Source organism: Bacillus sp. MRMR6 (genome assembly GCF_001940785.1).
Taxonomy (GTDB): Bacteria; Bacillota; Bacilli; order Bacillales; family Cytobacillaceae; genus Neobacillus.
The window spans coordinates 1-653 of sequence record NZ_MSLS01000092.1; the positions used below are offsets into that span (position 1 = coordinate 1).

General features: G+C 47.8%; 2 rRNA genes. Both read right to left on the minus strand.

What is annotated here, in order from left to right:
- Positions 1 to 70: 70 nt before the first annotated feature.
- Positions 71 to 187 (minus strand): 5S ribosomal RNA (rrf, locus tag BTR25_RS26765).
- Between the two features lie 203 nt (positions 188 to 390).
- Positions 391 to 653 (minus strand): 23S ribosomal RNA (locus BTR25_RS26770); the annotation flags it as partial.

Below are 653 nucleotides of genomic sequence, written 5' to 3' on the forward strand. Positions count from 1 at the left end.
TTACAATAGATAGTTTTTTCCATTTTTGTTAATGGGATTAAAAAAGACAGAAAGTAAATTTCTGTCTTTCGCCTGGCAACGTCCTACTCTCACAGGGGCGCCTGCCCCAACTACCATCGGCGCTGAGAAGCTTAACTTCCGTGTTCGGTATGGGAACGGGTGTGACCTTCTCGCCTTAATTACCAGACTATTAWGTTTGAGGTTTCATTCCCTCAAAACTAGATAATGTAGAAGAAGTTTTGTAAAACCGAGTTCACCTAATTCATTTGTCCAGCTTYGGCTCCTAACTTCTCGGCCGTTTCGATCCGTCCCTACAAATCCAAAACCARGATTTGCAGTGCCGGCCCTCCAACGTCTGTCGAAGTTGACCAGTCGCCTMCGCTTTTCTATTTGGTTAAGTCCTCGAACGATTAGTATCAGTCAGCTCCACACGTCACCGCGCTTCCACCTCTGACCTATCAACCTGATCATCTTTCAGGGTTCTTACTAGCTTGCGCTATGGGAAATCTCATCTTGAGGGGGGCTTCATGCTTAGATGCTTTCAGCACTTATCCCGTCCGCACATAGCTACCCAGCGATGCCTTTGGCAAGACAACTGGTACACCAGCGGTGCGTCCATCCCGGTCCTCTCGTACTAAGGACAGCTCCTCTCA